General features: G+C 69.7%; 17 protein-coding genes and 2 pseudogenes. 14 read left to right on the top strand and 5 right to left on the bottom strand.

Annotated elements, in window-relative coordinates; all coding sequences use genetic code 11:
* Positions 1-160 precede the first annotated feature (160 nt).
* The gene (locus ACFYXA_RS31675; protein ID WP_389039396.1) at positions 161-550 is read left to right on the top strand and encodes a hypothetical protein; all 390 of its coding nucleotides are present in this window, start codon (positions 161-163) and stop codon (positions 548-550) included.
* Between the two features lie 91 nt (positions 551-641).
* Here the strand turns inward: ACFYXA_RS31675 and ACFYXA_RS31670 are convergent, their stop codons facing one another.
* Both ACFYXA_RS31670 and ACFYXA_RS31665 read right to left on the bottom strand, forming a co-directional pair.
* Positions 642-1,463, bottom strand: a complete 822-nt coding sequence (locus ACFYXA_RS31670) for a DUF317 domain-containing protein (protein ID WP_389039393.1) — start codon at positions 1,461-1,463, stop codon at positions 642-644.
* 165 nt (positions 1,464-1,628) lie between these two features.
* Positions 1,629-1,982: a DUF317 domain-containing protein gene (locus ACFYXA_RS31665; protein WP_389039390.1), complete on the bottom strand. Its 354-nt coding sequence runs from the start codon at positions 1,980-1,982 to the stop codon at positions 1,629-1,631.
* A 191-nt stretch (positions 1,983-2,173) separates the two neighbouring features.
* Here ACFYXA_RS31665 and ACFYXA_RS31660 point away from each other — a divergent pair, with 191 nt between their 5' ends.
* Positions 2,174-2,878, top strand: coding sequence for a nucleotidyltransferase domain-containing protein (locus tag ACFYXA_RS31660; RefSeq protein ID WP_389039387.1), 705 nt, complete (start codon positions 2,174-2,176; stop codon positions 2,876-2,878).
* A gap of 48 nt (positions 2,879-2,926) precedes the next feature.
* On the opposite strand, the gene ACFYXA_RS31655 is transcribed toward ACFYXA_RS31660, so the two are convergent.
* A complete protein-coding gene (locus ACFYXA_RS31655) occupies positions 2,927-3,880 on the bottom strand; it encodes an FAD-dependent oxidoreductase (protein WP_389039384.1) in 954 nt (317 codons plus the stop codon).
* A gap of 10 nt (positions 3,881-3,890) precedes the next feature.
* Complete coding sequence (locus ACFYXA_RS31650) at positions 3,891-5,336, bottom strand: carph-isopro domain-containing protein (RefSeq protein WP_389039381.1); 1,446 nt, start codon at positions 5,334-5,336, stop codon at positions 3,891-3,893.
* Positions 5,337-5,540: 204 nt separating this feature from the next.
* Between ACFYXA_RS31650 and ACFYXA_RS31645 the strand changes: the two genes are divergently transcribed.
* The 9 genes and pseudogenes from ACFYXA_RS31645 to ACFYXA_RS31605 all read left to right on the top strand — a co-directional run bounded on the left by ACFYXA_RS31645 (position 5,541) and on the right by ACFYXA_RS31605 (position 14,790).
* Positions 5,541-6,065, top strand: a complete 525-nt coding sequence (locus ACFYXA_RS31645) for an ATP-binding protein (RefSeq protein ID WP_351890740.1) — start codon at positions 5,541-5,543, stop codon at positions 6,063-6,065.
* Positions 6,066-6,109: 44 nt separating this feature from the next.
* Positions 6,110-7,420 (top strand): glycosyltransferase family 4 protein, encoded by a 1,311-nt coding sequence (locus ACFYXA_RS31640; protein WP_389039377.1) that lies wholly within the window; start codon positions 6,110-6,112, stop codon positions 7,418-7,420.
* Positions 7,417-8,415: pseudogene (locus ACFYXA_RS31635) on the top strand (D-2-hydroxyacid dehydrogenase). The gene ACFYXA_RS31640 and the pseudogene ACFYXA_RS31635 overlap by 4 nt, the downstream one beginning before the upstream one ends.
* 3 nt (positions 8,416-8,418) lie before the next feature.
* On the top strand, positions 8,419-9,528 hold the full coding sequence (locus ACFYXA_RS31630; RefSeq protein ID WP_389039374.1) for a radical SAM protein: 1,110 nt from the start codon (positions 8,419-8,421) through the stop codon (positions 9,526-9,528).
* A complete protein-coding gene (locus ACFYXA_RS31625; RefSeq protein ID WP_389039371.1) occupies positions 9,528-10,646 on the top strand; it encodes a hypothetical protein in 1,119 nt (372 codons plus the stop codon). The genes ACFYXA_RS31630 and ACFYXA_RS31625 overlap by 1 nt, the downstream gene beginning before the upstream one ends.
* Before the next feature lie 16 nt (positions 10,647-10,662).
* On the top strand, positions 10,663-11,454 hold the full coding sequence (locus tag ACFYXA_RS31620; protein WP_389039368.1) for a radical SAM protein: 792 nt from the start codon (positions 10,663-10,665) through the stop codon (positions 11,452-11,454).
* A gap of 17 nt (positions 11,455-11,471) precedes the next feature.
* Positions 11,472-13,187 carry a carbamoyltransferase C-terminal domain-containing protein gene (locus ACFYXA_RS31615; RefSeq protein WP_389039365.1) on the top strand — a complete coding sequence of 572 codons (1,716 nt, stop codon included), beginning with the start codon at positions 11,472-11,474 and terminating at the stop codon, positions 13,185-13,187.
* Positions 13,188-13,192: 5 nt separating this feature from the next.
* On the top strand, positions 13,193-13,807 hold the full coding sequence (locus tag ACFYXA_RS31610; protein WP_389039362.1) for an HD domain-containing protein: 615 nt from the start codon (positions 13,193-13,195) through the stop codon (positions 13,805-13,807).
* Positions 13,804-14,790 (top strand): glycosyltransferase, encoded by a 987-nt coding sequence (locus ACFYXA_RS31605; protein ID WP_053212850.1) that lies wholly within the window; start codon positions 13,804-13,806, stop codon positions 14,788-14,790. The genes ACFYXA_RS31610 and ACFYXA_RS31605 overlap by 4 nt, the downstream gene beginning before the upstream one ends.
* 7 nt (positions 14,791-14,797) lie before the next feature.
* On the opposite strand, the gene gltX is transcribed toward ACFYXA_RS31605, so the two are convergent.
* A complete protein-coding gene (gene gltX / locus ACFYXA_RS31600; protein ID WP_389039358.1) occupies positions 14,798-16,171 on the bottom strand; it encodes a glutamate--tRNA ligase in 1,374 nt (457 codons plus the stop codon).
* Between gltX and ACFYXA_RS31595 the strand changes: the two are divergent.
* The 3 genes and pseudogenes from ACFYXA_RS31595 to ACFYXA_RS31585 all read left to right on the top strand — a co-directional run.
* A pseudogene (locus ACFYXA_RS31595) lies at positions 16,170-16,616 on the top strand (serine hydrolase domain-containing protein); the annotation flags it as partial. The gene gltX and the pseudogene ACFYXA_RS31595 sit on opposite strands and share 2 nt — an antisense overlap.
* Positions 16,553-17,251, top strand: coding sequence for a serine hydrolase (locus ACFYXA_RS31590; RefSeq protein ID WP_389039680.1), 699 nt, complete (start codon positions 16,553-16,555; stop codon positions 17,249-17,251). The pseudogene ACFYXA_RS31595 and the gene ACFYXA_RS31590, both read left to right, overlap by 64 nt.
* A 271-nt stretch (positions 17,252-17,522) precedes the next feature.
* On the top strand, positions 17,523-18,830 hold the full coding sequence (locus ACFYXA_RS31585) for a restriction endonuclease (RefSeq protein WP_389039355.1): 1,308 nt from the start codon (positions 17,523-17,525) through the stop codon (positions 18,828-18,830).
* Positions 18,831-18,860: the final 30 nt, after the last annotated feature.

The raw sequence follows: 18,860 nt of genomic DNA, 5'->3' as shown, positions 1-18,860 counted from the left end.
GCCCAGAAGCCTCCCAACATGCCCTTGGCACCCTCGTCCCCACCGCAGCCAAGCGCGCGGCACCCCCGCCGCCGGCCCACGCTCAGCAACCACCCTTCCGCGAGCACCCTGCTTCTCGCCAGCACAAACCGATCTCACGACACCACACAAGGAACCACCCATGCCCTCCTCCGTTCGGCCCGAAGTCGTCCTCCTCCTCACCACGTTGGACCTCAACCACCCCGACATCCGGACGCGCCCCTACCACCGCGACGGACGCCCGTTCACCCGCGCCGAGCGCGACCTGCTGATCACCTTCACCCCGGAGGAAAAGGCCGCCGCGATTGCGCAGATACAGCTCGAAGACGAATGGCAGCGTGAACTCGACGAAATGAAGGACGCCTTCGTCGACCTGCTCATGAAGTACTTCGCCAAGCTCCCCAAGGGATCCGTGGTCAGCGACGCCGTCGCCATCATGACCGACGAGGACTACGCGGAGTTCGAACACCTGGCCGAAATTGTCACCGCGGAAGACACGCTCGAATTCCGCGCCCTGTACGAAGAGAAGTAACAGGCCGCACACCCACGGCGGCCCACTTGGCGGGTACACGAAGCCGGGCCTCCCCGAGGGGAGGCCCGGCGCTCATGCGTTGGACGGGCCCTCAGCGGGCCGGAGCGCGCAGGAGCCGGTCGCGTGTGCTCTCCGGCAGCACCCGGCGCAGGACCGGTGCGCTGGAGCTGAGGGAGTCGGCGAACGCGGCGACGAGGTCGTGCGGCACGCTGCTGCTGAACGACGCGGCCCACATGTAGCCCGCTCCGAGCACCGGCTCGGCCCACGCCTGCCACCCGGCCAGGGCCGCCTCGTCCGCCTCAGCCACCAGCGCGAGTGGGTCGCCATCCTGGATGAGGGGCGGTACCTCACCGAGGCGAACGTGCGAGGCGAACGTCGGATCCACCGCGCCCATGCCGTGCTGGTCGACCTCGCGCAGCCACCCGTGTGCCGTTACCGCGTCGAGGACCAGTTCGGGGCCACCGAACGGCAGGGCGGGCTGGTCGCGGGCGTCGAGCGCGGCGAGGAAGCCGGCCAGGATCTCCCCCGGGACATCGGGGGTGAAGTAGGCCGACCACTGGGCGAGCGGGCTGCTCGGGTCCGTACGGGCGGAGACTTGCCAGGCGATCGGCAGGTTGCCCAGGTGGAACGGATCGTCCGGCAGGACCCACTGCGCCCACCGCAGGGAGTCGGGGCCGATGTGAAGGACGGTGCTGCGCAGGACCTGACGCTCCTCCGGCGCCTCATCCGGCTCCTGGCGCCCGCGGACGATCGTCAGGCTCGTCCAGCCCAGACCAGCGAGCGTGTCAGCGACGGCGTCGTAGAGGCGTCTGTCGTCACCGGCCAGGTGCCGGGGCCCGACCCAGTACGCGGACGGGACGCAGGCCGGAGCGGGTGGATCGATCGGGAAATCGGGATGCAGGTGCGTCTCCAAGGGCCTGGGGGACTGGGGGGCTTGATGCCGCCAGCGGTGCGTAAAGCTGGATGGGGGTACCGGGCCGGCTTCGCGGCGGCCTCGAGTGGCAGATGGCCGGGCTATCCCTTCTCGCCCTCACCAGGCGGAGACAGGTTCCCCAGGGCGCCGACTCGAGCATCACTGTCACACACGCTGGGAGGTCTCCAGCACGCACGCGACTGCGGCAGCGACAACATCTGCCGGCGTCTCGGTGTCGAAGGACATCTGGTAGCCGCGCACCTTGGCCGTACCGGTGACGGCGATCTTCCAGCCCTCGCCGTCGGTACCAGGACGGCCGGACGGAAACCATCCGAGATAGAAGGATCCATCCTTCGAGTTGACGTGCACGTCCGCGCGGTCGTCGACGACCAGGACGAAGTCGTCGGCGGAGAACTGATCCATCACAAGCGTGGCCTGGCCCGGTCCGAGCAACCACTCACGCAGCCGCAGGGTCTCGACGGTGGTGGAGAATCCGGGACCCTGGGGTGCCGCAGTCACGGTCAATCACCTCTCTGACCTGGTGTTTTACGAGAAGGTCGTCCAGGTTCACATGCCCTTGCGGCGCTGACCAGCTATTCGTGGATCTTTGCTGTCTGCCCCCGGCGAACTGACACCCAGAGCGCGAGACATCGCGGTCCCACTGCGGAAAACGGCGTGCGCGCGGTGCAGGCAGTGCTGATAGTTGCCGCATGGACGCGATCGAGACCGCACGCGCCGTCGTAGACGAACAGCACCCCGAAGCGCGCGCCGCGTTCCTGGGCGGCAGCGTCGTGACGGGCCACCGAACGACCACGTCCGACCTCGACATCGTGGTCCTGCTCCACGGAGCCCCAGCCCCGTACCGCGCGAGCCTGCAGTACGCCGACTGGCCGGTGGAGATGTTCGTACACACCGAGGCGACGTGGCACGCCTACGTCGAGCGGGAACTACGCAAGCGCCGGTCACCGCTGCTGTGGATGTGTACCGACGGGCTGCTGCTCTTCGACACCGACGGACTCGGAGCGCGTCTCGCCGCACAGGCCCGGAGGTTGACCGCCGCAGGCCCTCCCCCGATGTCGTCGGAAGAGATCGACGACCGCCGCTACGCGATCACCGACCTCCTCGACGACCTCGCGGGAAGCAACGGCCAGAGCGAGCGTCTCTTCATCGCGACCGAACTGGTCCGACGCACCGGTGAGCTGGCACTGGCCGTTGCCGGTTCGTGGGGTGGCGGTGGGAAGTGGCTGGCACGCCGTCTTGAAACGACCGCGCCAGGGCTCAGCACACGCCTCCACCACGGCCTACAGGAGGCACTGGGCGGGCGAGTCGAGCCCCTCGTGGCCGTCGTGGACGAGGTGCTCGGGCAGACCGGTGGCCGGTTGTGGGTCGGCTACAAGCGTGTCGGGGCGCCCTGAGCGATCCCGCGCTGCGGACGTCGCAACGTCTGTTCTTCCACGTGCAGATCACTTGACGGAGAGCAACGCCCGAGCCTCATCGGCGCACCCCCACGACAACGTGACGCCAGCACCTCCGTGGCCGTAGTTGTGCACGACCACGGTGCCGTCCTCCCCCACCTCTTCCTCCACACGGACCGTGGCGCGGGTCGGTCGCGCGCCGATCCGGTGCTCTAGGACACGGGCCTCGGCGAGGCGGGGCTCGACCTCGGCACAGCGGGCGAGGATGCCGGCCGCCGCCTTGTCGTCAGGGGCCAGATCGCCTTCGCCGTCGATCGCCGTGCCGCCCAGGACGACGGTGTCGCCGTGAGGATAGAAGCACAGCAGATCGGGCGAGAGGCCGGTGTCCTCGGAGAAGAACTCGGTCAGCCCGGGGTTGGTGACGACGACGTGCTGGCCGCGGATGGGCCGGAGGTCAGGGTCCGGAACCAGGTCGCGCGCCCCGAGGCCCGCGCAGTTGACGATCGCCGAAGCCGGACCGGCGTCCGAGAGCGAAGTCAGCATGCGCTGCTCGACCACACCGCCGGCATCACGGAGTCGGCGCAGGAGGTAGTCGAGGTAGGTGGGCATGTCGATCAGTGGCACGGTGAACCGGTAGCCCGCCGTGAACCCGGCCGGGAGTTCGGCCCGCTCGCACGGTCGGAAGCCAGGCAAAGTGGTGGCCCAGTCCGGCGCGGCTTCGGCCGTGCGGGATGCTTCGATGCCACTGGTGAGCCGGACGCCCGTCGTCGGGTCCTGGGCCAGCTCCCGGAAGATCTCCAGGGACCGTTGTCCCCACTGGTCGACCTTGTCCTTCGGTTCGACCAGGTAAGGCCCCCACATCGCCCCGGCCGCCAGCGACGTGGCCCCCGGCACCTGCTCGGCGATCACGTGCACCGAAGCCCCGGCCTCGGCGAGAACGACGGCCGTGGTGAGTCCAGCCACCCCAGCCCCGACAACGACAACGCGCTCCCCTGCGGTCATGAACCTGACCCTAACGGCCGGGTTGCGTCGATGGGGCGTGTTGGGCGAGGGCGTTCTCCAGGGCTGGCAGGAAGCCGCGCACGTGAGGGTTGCGCTGTCGGCGACGGAGGTCGGCGGCAAGTTGGTGGAGCAGCGCCGCGCTGCGAGGCGAGCGGACGACATCGAGGCGGTCGGCGGCAATCTGGCCGATCTCGCAGGCTGCCTCCAGGTCTCCGTGCGCGCTGTGTCCCAGGGCCAGCCAGGCTCCCTCGAACATGGCTCGGCGCTGGCTTGGGTCGCCGCGCGGCACGTCGTGCGCCCCGGATCTGAGCATCTCGGTCCCCTGGGCGAGGAAGCGCTGGCCCTTCTTTCCGCTCTCCGCCTTCTGCTGTGCACGACCCATCTGGATGAGGCCGTAACCAGCTTGACAGTCCAGGTGGTTGTCGGTGAGGAAGTACATCCAGCGGGGCTCTTCTTGGCGGCCGTCTCGGCTTGCGATCAGTTCGCGGGCAGCGCCACGAGTGTGGGCGAAGTCGTTGTCGCGGCCGGCGGCGGCGTACGCGTAGGCGAGCCGGGACAGGACGGACGCCCGGACGGCCAGCGGGGCGGCGTCGCTCGCACGGCGGGCGGCCTCCCCGAGGGCGATGGCGTCCGCGGGGTGTCCGCGACTCGCCGCCTGGAAGGACAGGTCGCCCAGGATGTGGGCACACAGGGGAAGATCATTGACCTGATGCGCGGCCCGAAGCGCCGTGACGAAGTAGCGCTGCGCCAGTCCGTGGTCGGCCGCGTCGAAGGCCATCCAGCCGGCCAACTGGCCGATCTCCGCCAGCGCGCGGATCAGACGGCTCGCGACAGCCGGAGAGTGGCCGCCTTCGCGAATCAGCAGCCCGACAGCCCGGAACTGGGCTCCAACGTAAGGCAGATGACGTGCCCCTCCGTGCTCGTCATCGAGCAACTGGAGCATGGGAAGATGCTGCTCGACCTGGTCCACGAGCGGATCGGTGCCGAGCGACGACGTCATCCGAGGCGTGTACTGACCGCGTCCCGCGGTGCCGTCGAGGTACTGGGCGACGATCGCGAGGAGTCCCGCGCCCGAGATCGCGAGGAACCGGCGACGGTCGACAAGCCCTCCCATCACCCAGTCCTCCACGATCGCCTCCATGCCCTGCGCGGTCCAAGGCCGCGCGAGATCCGTGTCCGCGGGGACCAGCGCTGACGAGTCGCCCACACGCCCCTGCCACAGTTCGGCCACCGAGACATTCCTACCCAACTCCTGGGAGAGCACGTAGGCGGCCATCATCGGCAACGGCGAGCGCGGCAGGGAGCCGGCGTCCCGCCAGTGGTACGGCGCCGACTCGGCCACCGTCCCCGCGCCGAACACCCGGTTGAGCTTGCGAGCGAGCGCCTTCGGGCTCCACCCGAGTTCGTCGAGGCACCCCGCCAGTACGACGTTGGGCTCGCCTGTCTGCGGCGCCACGTGCGACCACCCTTCGCTCCAGTGGTTCGTCCCATCACTTCGCGAGCCCCATGGTGATGCCCCTGGACGGACGATTCACCACCGCCGCATGGAAGTTGACCGAGTTGACCCACTGATCGGGTCCTGCCTGACCGTCCCCCTCCTGTGTTCTTGGATCCCGGCGGAGGCGCCCGTCTTCCGAGCCGACGGAGAAAGAGGTGGGCCTTGAGACAGCACACGAGCACCTCCCCAGGCCGACCGGGCGATGTGCTGGACCGTGATGCCGGACGACCAACCTCCGCCCCCGAACGCGGGCTCGCCGCTGGCGGCGGCACGACCACCCTGATCACGGATCTGCCGTACGGACCGGAAGCGGCCGAGGTCGCCCGGGGCGCCGTGACGCTGGCGCTGCGTGGCAGTGAGACGGACGTACTCGCTGACGCCCGCCTGATCGGGTCGGAGCTCGCGACGAACGCCTTCGTCTCGGGCAGTCCTCCGTTGGTTCTGTGCGTCGACCGCAGGAGTCTGGCCAGCGGCGGCCTGGAGATCGAGATCACCGTCACCGACGGCGGCTGTTCCCGCCCGGCACCCGCTTCTCCTACCGCGCCCGACGAGCAGGCCGAATCAGGACGGGGACTGGCCATCGTCGATGCCTTGGCCGATGCCTGGTCGCTGACGACTGGCACCAGCGGCTCTCGTGCCTGGTGCCGACTCACCCACAGGCCGTGCTCCTCGTCCGCCGGCGCCTGATGTCCACGCCTGCCCAAACCCGTCCTCCAAGGAGGCACCACACAGTGCGCATCGACCATGCGACTTCCCCACCCTCACGCACGGCTGTGCTGGAGGCCGCTCGTCAGCCCAGGGTCGTCGTCGCTCTCCACGAGGGCTTCTACGGCGCGGAGTCGGGCACCGGCTTCAGCAACCGCGCCTTCCTCACGGCGCTGGCCCGGCTCCTGCCGACAGGCCGCCTCTCGGTGATCACCCCACACGTGCCCGAGACCGCGGGAGCGCACAATCAGCGGTGGGCCCGCGAGGTGCGGCAGATGCTGCGGCAGGCCGCGGCCGAGGTCATCACGATCCCGAAGGTCAACGCGCCGCCGGACTCGGTCCGCGGCTCGGTTCAGCTGTGCGACCTGGCGGGCGAGGCGGCCATGCGCATCTCCGCGCTGGCGAGCCGGTGCCTCATCGTCGGCCTCGACATCCCGTTCCTGGGGCTCGCGCCCTACACGTCGCCGACCACGGACCTGCTGCTCGTGCCCCGCTCCACGACCGCGCTGACGCGGCCCAAGGATGTCTCCCGCGTCCACTGGGAGCGGGACGCCCTGCGAGCGGCGACGCTCCGAGGTGCGCGCGTCGGGGCTATCTCCTCCCACATGCGAGGCCACCTCGTCGTCAACTACGCCGTCCCTCGGTCGAGCATCGTGAGCATCCCGAACGGGCTGATCCGTGAGGAGATGGTCAGGCCAGCCACGGCTCTGCCGCTGCCTTTCAAGGCCCGCGCCGGATTCCTTCTCGCCATGGGCCGCGCAGTCCCGACGAAAGGCTTCGAAGACCTCCTGGAGGCGTTGCGTCTGCTGAAGGAACGCGGTGTCCCCGTTCCTCACCTGCTGCTGGCTGCCGTGACCTCGGAGGAACACAAGCACCTCTCCTCGTACCAGCAGGACCTGGCGGCACACATCCGCACGCACGATCTGGACGCGACTCTGATCACTCGCTTCACCCCCGCGATCCGTGCCTGGCTGCACAGCCCGGCCCTGCGCGCGGTCATCGTTCCCTCTCGCGAGGAACCCTTCGGCCGGATACCCCTGGAGGCGTTCGCAGCCGGTGCGGGCCCGGTGGTCGCGACCACGGCCGGCGGCCTGGCTCAGACCGTCATCGAGGGCGAGACCGGCTTCACGGCCGCACCGCAGGACCCCACGTCCCTGGCATCCGCCCTGCACCGGGCCCTGACCATCCTGCCCCGCGAACGCGATCGACTCCGGAGCGCCGGGGCGGCCCTGGTGCGCTCCCGCCACGACTACGAGGCCAGCGTAGGTTCCGTCATGGACCGCATCGCCCCTTGGGCGCTGGCCCAGTCAGCCACCGCGGAGGGCCGCGCGCGATGAACCAGCCGGTGGTGCTGATCAGCCTGGAGTCCCCGCACTCCTTCTGGCGACTGTCCTCCGAGCACGAGCGTGCGCTGTCCGCCTCATTCCCCGGCATCGAGTTCCGCAGGGCGACCGAGGAGGCCGTGCCGCACCAGCTGGCCGACGCACACGTCTACTTCGGGTGACGATTCGCGCCCTCGTGGCTGTTCGCCGCGCCACATCTGAAGTGGATCGCTTCCCCGGCCGCCGGCACCGACCATCTGCCCGTCGCCGAGGCGCACTCCGTCGGGGTGGCCCTGACCCGCTCGTACGGCTTCCACGGCAGCCCCATGGCCGAGCACGCCATGGGCCTGATCCTGGGCTTCTCCCGCGGGCTGTTCATCAGCCAGCGCGTCCAACGGAACCGCGCCTGGTGGAAGGACGACCTGGTCGAGGAGTTCTTCGACCTGGCGGGGGCGACGATGACCATCGTCGGCTGCGGCAGCGTCGGACGCCATCTCGCCCAGGCCGCCCGTGCCTTCGGCATGAACGTCATCGGAGTGCGCCGGACACCACCTGCGGCTTCCGAGGACGGGATCACGTGGGTGCACACGACGGCAGTGCACCAGGCGGTGTCCGTCGCCGACGTCGTGGTCAATCTGCTGCCCGCGACCCCTGACACGCACCGCTACTTCGACCACGACCTCTTCTCGGCGTGCAAGCCCCGCTCTCTCTTCCTCAACCTCGGCCGCGCGGCAACCGTCGACCAGCCGGCCCTCCTGGCCTCCCTCGACACCGGCCACCTGCGCGGCGCGGCCCTGGACGTATTCGATCCGAAACCGCTGCCCGCCCGCCATCCGCTGCGGCTCCACCCCCGGGTCGTACTCACCCCGAAAAGCTCGGTGTTCTGCCGCGCGTACATGGACGAGGCGGTGGCGTTCTTCGCCGACAACCTGCACTGCTACCTCTCGGGCCAGCCCCTCAACGGCCTGGCCGAGGCGCCCGCCACCCGCTCTCCGCTCGTAGGAGGCTGACCAATGCCCACCCCAGACCACGACGACCTGGCCGCCGCCTTCGCCACCGCAGGCCGCAACCACCCCTACCTGGCCTTCACCCTCAACTCGCTGTGCAACCTGGACTGCGTGTTCTGCAAGCCCCGGTGCATGCCGGACTACGGACACAAGGACCGGCCCCTGACCGCCTCCGACTACGCGGCCATCGCCACCGAGGCCGGGACCTGGAAGATCAGGAAGGCACACTGCTCCGGCGGTGAACCGACCCTCCGAGCCGACATCCTCGACGTCATCGCGGGCCTCGCCGACGGCCTCGGGCCCGACGCCGCGATCGGCATGACCAGCCACGGCAACCTGCGCCGGGGGCTGAGCGTCGAACAGCTCCACCACGCCGGCCTGACCTACCTCAACCTCAGCCTCCACAGCCTCGACCCGGCGCGGTCCGCCGCAATCATGGGCGGCGGCGACCCGCACACCACCCGGAACACCCTCGACGCCGCCCTCTCCCTCGGCCTGCGAGTGAAGATCAACTGCGTTCTTCAGCGCACCTACCTGGACGACGCCTTCGCCGTGGCCGAACTCACCCGCGACCTGCCCGTCGCCGTCCGCCTGATCGAACTCCAGAACATCGGCCCCGCCCAGGCGCTCTTCGACACCGAGTTCATCACCGAGGCAGAGGTCCGCGACCGCCTCCACGAGTGGTTCGCCAACGCCGGCGAAGTCCCCCGGGACCAGCTGGGCGTCCGCAGCCCCGGGCAGTACCTCCGTCCCGACGGCTGGGCAGGATCGATCGGCTTCATCTCCAACTCCAGCTGCGCCACCTGCTCCGACGCCAACCGAATCAAGATCACACCCACCGGAGTGGCGCGACCCTGCATCCTGCACAACCGCGACATCCCCCTGAAGCCCCACCTCGCCGACGGCACCCTCGGCGACGCATTCGCCCACCTCTTCCAGGCCATGCTCGACCGCAACACCAACGACGCCTGGCAGGGCTTCCACTACGTCGACTACGACCTGCGCTGGGACCGAATGGAGCGCCCCGAAGGCACACCGGTCCTACCCCTGCTCCCCGTCCTCCCAACGGAAGCGGCCGGCCCCTCCTGCGCCCGCGCCACCACCGGGGAGCGGTGATGATCGTGGTCGACGCGCCGCCTCTCTACCAGGAGCTCGGCGCTCTGTACGAACGCGAGCTGGACGCCCACGGCGTCGGGGCCGTGATGCTCACCCACAAGTGGCAACCGGCTGACCTCCTGGCACCGCACTCCGACATCGACGTACGCGTCCTCCTGCGCCAGGTCCCCGCCGACTGGGAAGAGTGGAACCACCGGCTGGCCGCTGCACACGCCGCCGCAGTCGACCGGGAAGTCTTCCATCGACGTCTCCTGGAGCACCCGCCCGGCTTCGCGTTCACCGTGACTGAAGCGGACGGGCGACTCGTCTCTGCGCCCGAACTCGCGACCTGGTCACTGATCAGCGGCAGCGCGCGGGACTTCCAGCGCTGGAAGTCCCGGGCCCAGATGGCGCCCTGGTGCGAGGTCGATGAGCGGTTCTACCGGGGAATCCTCCAGGCCCGGATGGGCGGTCGATACCAGCTGGCTGCGGACAGCACGGACAACGTGGTCGAGGACGTCGCCGCGTACCGGCGCCACTGCGTGGCGTGGCACTACCTCGCCCCGTGCTGGTTCGCTGCCGCCGCACTCGCGACACGGACGCGCTGCCCCGGAAAGACGGCGGCCCTCACCCAGTGGCGGCCGGAGGGACTGGACGGATACGCCGAGCTGTTCCTCCGGCACTCAGAGAACCGCTCCGATGCCCGACCACGGAGTCCGCGCCACCTGCTCCGCGCGGCCCATATAGCCCTGGAGGCGGCCATGCGCCGCGTTCCTGACGGGGACCGCCCAGACGGCCAGGGGCATGAGCACGCTCGTACTGACTGGGTGATGACGGTCGGCATGCTCCGTGTACGCGTCGCCCGCTGGCTGTACTACCTCGATCCGCCGCCCGGTGTGGCGACCGAGTACTTGATCCGGCGGGAGGCGAAGGAACTCCGCTCCGCCACGCAAACGCTGACCGTGCTCGCGGCAAACGAGGCGACTGCCGCCCAGCGGCTGGCCGCCCGAATGGCGGCGCTGATCCCCACTGGACCCACCACCGCCGACACCCTGCGCGCAGCCCTCACGCGCTGGCACCAGCAGAAGACCACCGTCCAGGACTTCCTCAGCTTCACCCCCGACGACGTCCGCCTCTGACCCAAGGAGTCTCGCAATGACCCCGCGTGCGCCGGTACCCCGCACCCTGAAAACGGCGAAGGTCAAGATCACCACGAAGTGCAACCGGCACTGCGACTTCTGTATCTTCGCCGACGGCGCCCAGGGCGAGAACATGTCCCAGGAGCTGTTCTCCACCGTCCTGACCCGGCTGGAGACCATCCCCTTCCAGCAATTGCACATCAACGGCGGCGAACCCACCGTGCACCGGGACTTCCCGGCGCTCAGCGACGCCGCCCGCACGCGGCTGCCGGACAAGGTCATGGTCCTGGGCACGAACGCCATCACCCTGGCCCGCAATCAGCCGATCATGGACGCGGCCCTCCGCTCCTACGACCAGATCCTCATCGGTTGCGACGACGAACACGGGAACTACGACGAGGTGCATGCCGTCGTGCCCCGCCTCCGCGAAGCCAGCAAGACCGTGGTCGTCAACAGCGTCCTGGAAGGCATCAGTTCCACGCGGCTCACGCAGCTCGGGACGCTGTGCGAGAAGTACGGCGCCATCCATGTCACCAACCACGTGCACCACGTCGACGTCGGCCAGCCCGCGAACGTGCTGCGCGGGCTCTGCGACCGCTACCTCGACCAGCACCTGATGATCGAGATGGACGGGTCCTGCTACCGCTGCTTCAACGCCATGGCGAAGGACGACAGCGAGTTCAGCATCTGGGACGAGGACTTCGCGGCCAAGGTGTTCGCGCCCCGGAGGCACCACTTCCGGTTCTGCCTGCGCTGCCACGAGTACACCGACTCCGGCGCCGCACTCGTCCCCGCCCTCACCGTCTGATCGGGAGGTACACCACCATGCCCGCAGTCCTCGGACTGAACTTCCACCACGACACGGCCGCCGCGTTAGTCGTCGACGGCCGCATCTACGCGGCTGAAGAGGAGCGCTGGAGCGGCGTCAAGCACAACCACCCCACCCGCAAGGGCACACTCACCACCCCTACCCGCGCACTCCAGTGGTGCCTGGAGGCCGCCGGCATCGAACCGAAGGACGTGGACGCCGTCTGGGCGGCCTCCATGCGTCCCAACCCCGCGGCCGGCTGGTGGCTGGCCGAGGAGCGGGAGGAACTCGCCGCCCTCCTGCCCGCCCCGCTCGGCGAAAACCTCCGCCTCCTCTCCCACCACACGGCCCACGTGCTCTCCGGCTACCTGCTCTCCGGGCACGAGCACGCCGCGGGCCTCGTCATCGACGCCGGCGGCTCCTCCCTGGGATCGGACTTCGGCCCTGGCCGGGAGCGCATCACGGGGTACGACCTGTGGCCTGATCGCATCGACCGCCTCCACCAGGGCATGCCGGCCGTCGTGCCGGGCCCGGTCGGGCCGCGGCGCGTCCACTCCTCCTTCGGGCACTTCTACCGGAACCTCGCCCGGAGGGTGATCCCACCCGGCGACGAGCCCGAGGGCAGCATGATGGCGCTCGCCGCTTTCGGCGATCCCCAGCGCTACGGCGCACACGTCCGCGAACTGGTCCGGCTCGGAGACGAGGGCGAGGTCCGCATCGATCATCCGTGGGGTTCGGCGGACAGCAGCACACCGCTGCTGCTCGATGGCCGGGCCTGGACCGCCGACAACGTCGCGGAACAGCCGGAACACAAGCGTGCCGACCTGGCCGCCGCCGTCCAGGAGATCTTCGCCGAATCGGTCGTCCACATCGCCCGCCACCTGCAACGACTCACTCGGGCCTCAACGTTGGTGTTCTCCGGCGGATGCGCCCTGAACTCCCACCTCAACGGCCAGCTGGCCGCCGACAGCGGCTTCGACACCCTCTTCGTCGCACCCGCCCCGCACGACGCCGGCACAGCCCTGGGCGCCGCGCTCTACGGCTGGCACTACCAACTCGGGCAGCAGCGCGTTCCGGTGCCGACCGACGCGGCCTGGGGCCCCGACCCGGGTGCGCTGCCGACGACAACGGTGCCGACCGGCTACTACGCCTTGCCGCATCTCGGGCTCGGGCTGGCACCCACAGTGGCGGCACTGCTCGCCGATCACCGCATCGTCGGCTGGGTGCAGGGACAGCTCGAATTCGGGCCGCGTGCCCTCGGCCATCGCTCGATCCTCGCCCACCCCGGTCACGCCGCCACGCGGGACCGGCTCAACGCGATCAAGAAGCGAGCCGCGTACCGCCCGTTCGCGCCGGCCGTCCTCGCCGAGAACGCCACGGAATGGTTCATGTCGGCGGGCGACCCCTTCATGAACCGTGTCGCCACCGTCCGACGGTGCCGAGCCGACCGAGTCGCGGCGGTCACCCACCGCGACGGCACCGCCCGCGTCCAATCCGTCGCCGCCGACCACCAGGGCCTGCGCCACCTCCTTGAGCAGTTCCGCGACCTCACCGGACTGCCGCTGCTGCTGAACACATCCTTCAACCGCAAAGGCGCCCCGATCCTGCGGACCGCTGAGCAAGCCGTGGCAGCGGCGGTGGACCTGCGCCTCGACGCCCTCGCCGTCGGGGACACCCTGCTGCTCGCCGACCACGCCCCCGATCCCCGTGCCGCGTCCGCTGGTACGAGGTGAGGCGGATGGACCCCATCGATCTCGACCACGTCCTGACCGTGCTCGGTGCCGCCGCGTGGAGCCCGGACGAGCAGTCTCGCGCCCGCGTGGCCGCCGGCCTCGCTCTCACGGTCTACGACGGCTACACCCGAGACCAGGGCACCCCATACCTGGAGCACCCGCTGGCCGTCGTCAGGCTCTTGCGAACGGAGATCGGCGTCCGGCGCCCCGAGCACCTCCTCCTCGCCCTCCTGCACGACGCCTTGGAGGTAGCGCCCGAGTCGGAAGCACTGCTCGTCCACCACCTCGGTGGCCCGTTCACCGCCCGCCTGCGTGCCATGACGGCCGACCACCGCCTCGAACAGCGCCCGAAGTCCGTCGGCGACGAGACCCGCTGGCGCGCCAAGCAAGCCGCGCTCCCGCCCGAGGACCTCCTCGTCCGGCTCGCCGACCGCCTGCACAACCTGCGCGACCTCGCCGCGTCCCCGAACCCCGACCGGCGCCGACGGTTCCTCCAGACCCTGGGCGATTTCCACCTTCCCCTCGCCGACGCCGCCCGCGGCCTAGGCCCCCATCTGGAGACCATGCACGCGCGCCTGCACGCCGAGTACGTCCACCACATACAGGAGGTACGTCCGTGAAACGGGTCGTCTACTCGATGGAGCCGGTCGGCCGGACCGGCGGCCGGGTCTACCTGCGGATGCTCCACGAAGTGACGGCCGACGACGTGGAGTGGCGCACCGTCCCGGACCACAAGCGGACCTACCGGGTCCGCCGCTGGCGCAAGCTCCGCCACCTCGCCCGCCTGGCACCTTCCATACGGGCGCTGCACGGCACCACCGGCACCTTTGTGTGGGACGACCTCAGCCTGCTGCTGTTCACGCCCGAGATGCGCGCCCGCACGGTGTTCCTCCTGCACCACTACGAGCCGCTCCAACATGACTCCGCCCCCATCGAGGCCATGCTCTGGGAGCGGCTGTTCCGCGTTCTGCCGCAGTGCGCCGCCGTCGTGTGCGTCGCCCCGTACTGGGCCGACCAGCTCCGCGCCCGAGGCGTCCGCAACGTACGGGTGATCTACAACGCCTTCGACATGGCCGAAGTAGAGCAGGCACGCGGTTACGACCGGGCCGAGTGCCGCGCCGAGTTCGGCCTACAACCCGACGTGATCGGCGTCTACGCGGGCAAGGCCGTGCACTGGAAGGGGACCGAGGAGGTCTCCGCAGCACTGGCCGGCGTTCCCGGACTGCGGGTGATCACCAGCGGCAGCAACACCATCGGCCTCGACAGCGCGCACTACGACGTCGAACGCGAGCGGTACCTGCGTCTGCTGCGCGCCTGTGACGTCGGTGTCTTCCTCCCACGGATGCGGGAGGGCTGGAGCCGTTGCGCCGCCGAGGCTTTACTCCTCGGCCTGCCCTGCCTCATCCGTCCGGTGGCCGGCCTGGGCGACCTCGCCGCACTGGCTGGCCAGCCGGCCCCGGACCTCCGCCGTCTCCCGGCACAGGTCCGGGAGCGTGCGGCGGCACGCCACACCGAGGCCAAGGCGGGGTACGAGGCCCTGGCCCGGTTCGACCTGAACTACTTCGGTGACGCCTGGGGCAACCTCCTGACGCAGGTCGCCTGAGCAGCGGCTAAGCCTGCGCGGCCAGCTTCTTGCTGGCAGCTTCCAGACGGGCCAGCACGCGGTCCCGGCCGAGCAGCTCCATGGACTCGAACAGCGGGAGTCCGATCGTCCGGCCGGTGACCGCGACCCGGATGGGCGCCTGGGCCTTGCCCAGCTTCAGCCCGTGCTTCTCCCCGACGGCGAGCAGGACGGCCTTCAGGTCGTCCGCCTTCCAGTCCGCGACGTCGGCCAGCTCGGCGCGGGCGTCCGACAGGATGTCGCCGGCGCCTGCCTTCATCGCCTTGTTCCACGACGCCTCGTCCTCGACCGGCTCGTCGAGGAACAGGAAGTCCACATAGCTGGTGATCTCGGAAAGCAGCGCCAGCCGGGTCTGGGCCAGGGAAGCCGCCGCCTCGAAGACGTCCTTGTCGAACGCCTCCGGCCGCCACGGCGCGTACGGGGCGACGAGCCACGGCGCACAGGCGGCGGCGAACTGCTCCGGCGACAGGGCGCGGATGTACTCGCCGTTGAACGCCGTCAGCTTCTTCACGTCGAAGAAGGCCGGCGCGGTGTTGACGTCCTCGATCCGGAAGAGCTGCTCCAGCTCCTCGTACGGCCTGATCTCCCGGTCGTCACCCGGGCCCCAGCCGAGCAGCATGAGGTAGTTCACCATCGCCTCGGGCAGGAACCCCTCGGCGAGGTAGTCCTCCAGCGCCACCTTGTCCCGGCGCTTGGACAGCTTCTGCCGTTTCTCGTTCACGATCACCGGCAGATGCGCCCACACAGGCGGCTTGGCACCGAGCGCCTCCCACAGCAGCTGCTGCTTCGGCGTGTTCGACAGGTGTTCCTCGCCTCGGATGACCTGCGTGATTCCCTCGTCCAGGTCGTCCACGACGTTGGCGATCAGAAAGACCGGGGATCCGTCGCCCCGGGCGATCACGAAGTCCTCGATCGCGCTGTTCGGGAACGCCGGCTCCCCGCGGACCAAATCGACCACGATGGTCTCCCCCTCGTCCGGCGTCCGGAACCGCAGCGCCCGCCCCTCCTCGAAGGCCAGCCCCCGGTCCCGGCAGAACCCGTCGTACCCGAGGTGCTCCGACCCCGTGCGCTCCTTCAGCTGCTCCCGGCTGCAGTCGCAGTAGTACGCCCGGCCGGCCGCGAAGAGCTGCTGAGCCGCTTCCCGGTGCCGCTCGGCATTGTGCGACTGGAAGTACGGCCCCTCGAAAGCCGGGTCCTCGCCATGGATGCCGATCGCCGCGAGCGCGCTGATGATGCCCTCGGTCCACTCCGGCTTGTTCCGGGCCGCGTCGGTGTCCTCGATCCGCAGGACGAACCTGCCGCCGGACTGTCGTGCCACCGCCCAGTTGTAGAGAGCGGACCGTGCACCACCGACATGGAACATGCCGGTCGGGGACGGGGCGAAACGAACGCGAACCGGGGCAGTAGACATGCGCTCCAGGGTACCGACGCGGGGCCTACGCCCCGGACCACTCGCCCTACCCCGACACCAACGTTTTTCGGCCGTCCCCGCCATGACAACCCAGGCCGGCTTGGTCGCGCTGGATCGGCCAGTGCCGTTGGAGGAGGCGTTGGCCTGGCACCCGATGGCAGCAGCGTTGGCCGCTCAGCGCCCCCTGTGGACGCCGGGCACAGCGCACGGGTACCACGTCCGGACCTGGGGCTGGGTGGTCGGTGAGGTGATCCGCCGGGTGTCCGGCCGCTCGCAGGGCCGCTTCTTCACCGACGAGATCGCGGCCCCCCTCGGGCTGGACTTCTTCATCGGATCGCCGGCAAGCGAGCGCGACCGGGTCAGCCGCATGGTGTACCGGCGGCCGTACGTCGACCTCACCACCGTGCCCGCCGAGTCGCTTCCCGAGGAACTCCGCGAGCAGGTCGCTGCCTGGCGCGACCCGGACTCCTTCAGCAACAGGGCCTACGCGGTCACCGATCCGGCGGAGATCGACTTCAACTCTCCCCCGAGGTGCAGACCGCGGAACTCTCGGCCTCCAACGGCATCGGCACCGCACGCGCGCTTGCGCGCATGTACGCCGCGCTGATCGGCGAGGTGGACGGCGTGCGTCTGCTCGCCCCGGAGACCCTGGCGTCGGCGACCAGAGAGCAGGCCGGCGGGAAGGACCAGGTGATGCTGGCCCCGAGCCGCTTCAGTGCCGGATACATGCTGCCCACCGAGGCCAATCCGATGACCGGTCGCGCCTTCGGCCACACGGGCCGAAGGCAGCTCACTCGGCTTCGCCGACCCGGAGCACGGCATCGCCTTCGGCTACGTGATGGACCACATCGTCGGAGGGACCGACGATGTGCGTGCGGCGTCGCTGGTCGACGCAGTGCGGAGATCTCTGGCGAAATCTCGTTGGCGTCTCATCGCGTCGTCGAGGACGACCGCGGCGGCAGGCCCCTCGAAAACCGCCAGCCCCGGTTTCCGAGGGTGAAGGCGTCGAAATGCCGCACGACGGCTCCTTGATCGTGCGCGTTCGGCTCCTGCCGTGTGTAGGCGGCGGAAGCGGCGAGGGCCACCGTGGATTCGCCGATCTCCGTGCGCCACACCGGCGCTTGCGGTCGGGAACGCCGACCGCTCCAGGGCGCGGCCGAGCCTCGGTCGTCAGTGCCCTTCCCCCTGCCGACAGGAACATCGGCTCGCGGGATCTCGAGATCGGCGCGCCTCAATCTGTCGGTACCCGCCGCTACTGTCGTGGTGAAGCATCGGGGGAGCGACTTCGGGGAGAGGGCCGGCTGTGGGCGGGAAGCTGCGGGTGGGGCAGGTGTATCGCTATGCGAGCGGCAAAGATCCGAAACCGGCGTTGCTCGACGGCCTCCCGAACTTCCACCACGTGACCCACTCGTCGGGTCACAAGCGCGCCCTGTTGGAGGCCGGCATCAACGGGATGGCCAAGGTGGCCACCCCCGACGGCGTCCGACGCCCGGCGATCCTCATCCGGTCCAGTCCTTGGAAGGCCGGCACCGAGCAGACGCCTTGGCACGACGTCTTCGACATGGACAACGGCCACGTCCGTTACTTCGGCGACCACAAAGCCGGTTTGAGCGTCCCGCCCGGCGCCACCACCGGCAACGCCGCCCTGCTCGACGCCTTCACAGACCACCAGGGCCACACTCCCGACGAACGGGCCGCCGCCACCCCTCTACTGCTGTTCCGCGCCGTTCCCCGGAACGGCAAGCCCAAGGGCCATGTGGCGTTCTGCGGGCTCGGCGTCATCGAGCGGACCGAGCGGTTGGTGCAATGGGGAGGTCGCGAGCACACGCCGTTCGTGAACTACGTCTACGACATCGCCCTCATCGACCTGACCTCCGAGGACGACACGGTCGATTGGGAATGGATCGAAGCCCGCAGGAACAAGGGCGTGTCCCATACTCAAGCCCTCGACCTCGCGCCACGGGCATGGCGGGAGTGGGTCAAGCACGGTTCCTCGGCCCTGCCCGGACTTCGTCGCCGGGTCGCCCGGGCGCAGGTCGCCAAAGTGCGCGATCAGCGTCCGAAGCCCGGCAGTGGTGAAGCCGCGGACCTGGAAATGGTCTACAAGTACTTCGACGGCCGCAAACACGACTTCGAGGCGTTGGCCGCCGCGGTGGCGGCCCGCGTACTGCGTGGGGCGGGCCACGGGTATGTCGAAGGCTGGCTCACACGTCGGTCGGGTGACGGCGGAGCCGATTTCGTCGGACGTCTCGACCTCGGCGGCGGAAGCGGTCTGGCGGGCACGAGTCTCGTCGTACTGGGACAGGCGAAGTGCGTCAAACCCGACACCCTCATCAGCGCGGAGCAGATCGCCAGGGTGGTCGCCCGGCTGCGGCGCGGATGGATCGGGGTCTACGTGACCACCGGCGCCTACTCCGAGTCGGCACAGACGGAGATGGTGGAGGATCAATACCCGATCGTCCTCCTCAACGGCCAACGGCTGGTCGCGGAACTGCGGAGCATGGCCAGAGACGACCACGGCGGCGATCTGGCAGCGTGCATCGAGCACGTCCTCGCCGGTCGGGAGACCGCGATCACGAACCGACGCCCCGAGGAAATCCTGCTGCAGTAGTCGTTCGCCGGCCGACCCATTCCCACTGAC

It is taken from the genome of Streptomyces sp. NPDC002566 (assembly GCF_042889585.1).
In the GTDB taxonomy this organism is placed as follows: Bacteria; Actinomycetota; Actinomycetes; order Streptomycetales; family Streptomycetaceae; genus Streptomyces.
This window is presented reverse-complemented; position numbering and strand designations above follow the sequence as displayed.

Excerpts from the sequence above, each read along its gene's own strand:
- ACFYXA_RS31675 (WP_389039396.1), top strand. The coding sequence starts at position 161 with ATGCCCTCCTCCGTTCGGCCCGAAGTCGTCCTCCTCCTCACCACGTTG.
- ACFYXA_RS31660 (WP_389039387.1), top strand. The coding sequence starts at position 2,174 with ATGGACGCGATCGAGACCGCACGCGCCGTCGTAGACGAACAGCACCCC.
- ACFYXA_RS31655 (WP_389039384.1), bottom strand. The coding sequence starts at position 3,880 with ATGACCGCAGGGGAGCGCGTTGTCGTTGTCGGGGCTGGGGTGGCTGGA.
- ACFYXA_RS31630 (WP_389039374.1), top strand. The coding sequence starts at position 8,419 with ATGCCCACCCCAGACCACGACGACCTGGCCGCCGCCTTCGCCACCGCA.
- ACFYXA_RS31625 (WP_389039371.1), top strand. The coding sequence starts at position 9,528 with ATGATCGTGGTCGACGCGCCGCCTCTCTACCAGGAGCTCGGCGCTCTG.
- ACFYXA_RS31620 (WP_389039368.1), top strand. The coding sequence starts at position 10,663 with ATGACCCCGCGTGCGCCGGTACCCCGCACCCTGAAAACGGCGAAGGTC.
- ACFYXA_RS31615 (WP_389039365.1), top strand. The coding sequence starts at position 11,472 with ATGCCCGCAGTCCTCGGACTGAACTTCCACCACGACACGGCCGCCGCG.
- ACFYXA_RS31610 (WP_389039362.1), top strand. The coding sequence starts at position 13,193 with ATGGACCCCATCGATCTCGACCACGTCCTGACCGTGCTCGGTGCCGCC.
- gltX (WP_389039358.1), bottom strand. The coding sequence starts at position 16,171 with ATGTTCCATGTCGGTGGTGCACGGTCCGCTCTCTACAACTGGGCGGTG.